At 54.3% G+C, this 2,827-nt stretch carries 6 protein-coding genes; all 6 read left to right on the top strand.

What is annotated here, in order from left to right:
* On the top strand, window positions 1-571 hold a 571-nt coding region (locus VSS37_RS07300; protein ID WP_324694146.1), incomplete at its 5' end, for a head maturation protease, ClpP-related.
* Window positions 572-1,449: 878 nt separating this feature from the next.
* On the top strand, window positions 1,450-1,788 hold the full coding sequence (locus VSS37_RS07295) for a hypothetical protein (protein ID WP_324694145.1): 339 nt from the start codon (window positions 1,450-1,452) through the stop codon (window positions 1,786-1,788).
* Entirely contained in the window at window positions 1,785-2,069 is a 285-nt protein-coding gene (locus tag VSS37_RS07290) for a hypothetical protein (RefSeq protein ID WP_324694144.1), read from the top strand. Before VSS37_RS07295 ends, VSS37_RS07290 begins: the two co-directional genes overlap by 4 nt.
* Window positions 2,066-2,323, top strand: coding sequence for a hypothetical protein (locus VSS37_RS07285; protein WP_324694143.1), 258 nt, complete (start codon window positions 2,066-2,068; stop codon window positions 2,321-2,323). Before VSS37_RS07290 ends, VSS37_RS07285 begins: the two co-directional genes overlap by 4 nt.
* Window positions 2,320-2,520 (top strand): hypothetical protein, encoded by a 201-nt coding sequence (locus tag VSS37_RS07280; RefSeq protein ID WP_324694142.1) that lies wholly within the window; start codon window positions 2,320-2,322, stop codon window positions 2,518-2,520. Before VSS37_RS07285 ends, VSS37_RS07280 begins: the two co-directional genes overlap by 4 nt.
* Window positions 2,517-2,827, top strand: a 311-nt coding sequence (locus VSS37_RS07275) for a hypothetical protein (RefSeq protein ID WP_324694141.1), incomplete at its 3' end; no start/stop codon positions are given. The genes VSS37_RS07280 and VSS37_RS07275, both read left to right, overlap by 4 nt.

The raw sequence follows: 2,827 nt of genomic DNA, 5'->3' as shown, positions 1-2,827 counted from the left end.
CGCCCAGCAATTCCTTGCCGACCTGCAAGGCGCTGGCGACGTGGAAACCATCACCGTTTACCTCAATACCGTCGGCGGCAGCTTTTACGATGGCCTGCCGATCTACAACACCCTGAAACAGCACAAGGCGCACGTTACCGTCAAGGTGATGGGCTACGCCCTGAGCATGGGCAGCGTGATCATGTTGGCGGGCGATGTGGTGGAGGCGGCGGAAAACAGCCTGGTCATGATCCACCGGGCGCAAGGCGGCGTGTGGGGTGATGCGGAAGACATGGCGCACGCCTCCCAGGTGCTGCAAAAGCACGAGCAGGCGGTGATCCCCGAATACATGCGCAGGCTGGGCAAATCCGAACAAGATGTAATGGCACTGCTGAAAGCCGAAACGTGGTACACCGCAAGCGAGGCAAAAGCGGCGGGGCTGGTGGATGCCGTGACCGCCGCCACCTTGACGGGCAAGGGCGGAGCGGCGGACATGCAGGCCGAAAGCTGGGAATACGCCAGCCAGCATTTCCGCAACATCCCGCAGGCGGTCATGCAACGGATGAACCGGAGGAGCGCGGTTTTCAGTTAGACAAGGCCATTCAAGGAAAAGATTCTGGATATAAATCTTTAGCTGTTTTGTTGACCAACAAAACAGAAATGTTTTAAGTTAATAAGCTTGTGCGTCAAAAGGATTCGTCAGTTTTGTTTTTATGGTTTGCTTATATGGATAAGTGTTTGCAACGTAAACATTGCAAACAGTGTACACAGCGAAAACACCGTTAACAAGCCAAATCTGAACAATACTGAATAACAATGAACACTATTTAATATTGTTATTTTTAGCGAATCCTAGTTTTATGATTTTAAAGAGGATTCATTGCCATGCCTTATAGTTAAGCCTTTAGCTATTTACCCCAAATAGAACAATATAGCGCTTGCTGAATAATCCAATATTCCGGCAGAACTTTATATTGTCCAAATCTTTTGTTTTCAGCAAATCAATAGCTGTTGACGGGCAACTATTGCCTAAAGGAATTGAAAATGGCAGACATAAAAAAAGCCGCTTGTGCGTGTAGCGGCTTGAGAGGATTCAATGTTAACGAATCGCCAGAATTGGCTTGTGCTAAGTATAGGGAAAAGGCAGGCTTTTGCAATTCCGAAAAAACCGACAACCCGCACTTGACGAAAAAAACGCAAGGCGCTACGCTAGAAAATGTACCGGGTAGCAACACCCGGCACGACTTCAAGCAAATCGGTGGCGGCAATGTAGAAGATACACAACCGCCTGCAATGAGCGGTTTTTTTGTGCCCGCTACAATGCCCGGCGATTGTACCAAATTGTCGGGAGTAGCAAGGAATACAACACCGCGCAGCGGCAATACTTGCAGCGTTTCCATCGAGACGCTTGAAGGCTCCCGGCAGTCTTATAACTGCCACAACTTCAAACAAATCGATGAGGAAAACGCGATGCAAACCGCGAACATGCACGCCCAAGTTGCGCCTGCAACCGGCGACAAGGGCTTAACCGCCACCCCAAGCACACGCTGCTTACTCCCCGCTTCCACCCTCCTGGACGCCATCGTTCAAGCCAAGCAAACACGCGCCACCACCGGCAAAGGCAACGCCTACGCAGAACTGCTGGAAGCCTTCCACAAAGCCATTCTCCCCGCCTTTTTCATCGAATGCGGCGGCAACCTTTCCGAGATTTCCCGCCTGTTGGGTATCCACAGGGAGAGCGTGCGCAAATACGCCACCCTGGCTGAACTCGACACCACCGGCACTGCCGGTAAGGCGGGTGCGGAATGAATCAGTCTGCAACCTTTACCCGTGGTGAACTCTCAGGCAGTTTCGATACCATCCGCCTGCAAGTCGTGGAAGTCCAGTCATTGCTGGACGCCATCCAACGGCAGCACGACAACTCGCCAGCAGCCGACCAGTTATCTGGCATCATCCGCCTGTTGAACTTGCTGGACTCTGAGCTTGGCAGGCTGCAAACCCGTGCTGACGACCTGGAGGCATGGGCGCACGTCACGGCCAAACGCGCTGCCGCTTCCCTCGCCTCCCAACTGGCGGAGGTGCAATCATGAACAGCACTATCCCTGTAATCCGCGCAGACGTTCCCCCATTGGGTGAAACCTACAGCGATGGCGCGAAAGTCCAGGCCATGGCAACCGGCGAACTTGTGACCCTCAGCATCGGGTTCTGCCAGTCAGACAAGGCGCTGGCAATCATGACCGTGGATCAGGCCGAACGCCTTGCGTCTGCCCTGCAATACGCAGCCATCAACGCCAATGCGCACCGCATGATCCGAGAAAACAAAGAGCTGGGGGGCAAGCCATGAACGGATACGAACAAGCCCTGAACCAGCGTATTGATGGGCTTCGGGCAGAGCGTAACCAACTGCTGGTGGAGCTGGGCTCTGCCCGCGAAACCATCCGCAAATTGCTGGAAGTCATGCAGGCGGGCGGATTTGGTTGCAACACCGGCACTTACCGCGTGGCCCGCAGATGGTTGGATAGCCAGGAGGTGCAGCCATGAATGACCTGCAACCAATTGATATGAAAGCAACTACTAACGGCGCGGAAATTGGTGCAAACCCGGTGCCAAATACTAACCAGCCCCCTGCACCAGGGGAACTGGCGGACATCGGCGGGCTTATGTCCGCAGCAGCTACCTACCTTTCCCGCATCGACTGGCAAAAGGTGTTTGTCTTCGCCGCCAGATCGATGGCGGCGGCGGCGGTCGCCTTCCTCACCTTCCAGTTCTGCCGCTATTTCCAATACTTCGGTGCCGGGGCGCTGGCCATGTCCGGCCAGTTCGCCATCGGGGTGTTCTTCCTGGCGGT

This window comes from Candidatus Thiothrix phosphatis, assembly GCF_035668035.1.
GTDB classification, from domain to species: Bacteria; Pseudomonadota; Gammaproteobacteria; order Thiotrichales; family Thiotrichaceae; genus Thiothrix; species Thiothrix phosphatis.
The sequence above is the reverse complement of the archived record's forward strand: the minus strand, read 5'-3'. Positions and strand labels throughout refer to the sequence as shown.

Excerpts from the sequence above, each read along its gene's own strand:
- VSS37_RS07295 (WP_324694145.1), top strand. The coding sequence starts at position 1,450 with ATGCAAACCGCGAACATGCACGCCCAAGTTGCGCCTGCAACCGGCGAC.
- VSS37_RS07290 (WP_324694144.1), top strand. The coding sequence starts at position 1,785 with ATGAATCAGTCTGCAACCTTTACCCGTGGTGAACTCTCAGGCAGTTTC.
- VSS37_RS07285 (WP_324694143.1), top strand. The coding sequence starts at position 2,066 with ATGAACAGCACTATCCCTGTAATCCGCGCAGACGTTCCCCCATTGGGT.
- VSS37_RS07280 (WP_324694142.1), top strand. The coding sequence starts at position 2,320 with ATGAACGGATACGAACAAGCCCTGAACCAGCGTATTGATGGGCTTCGG.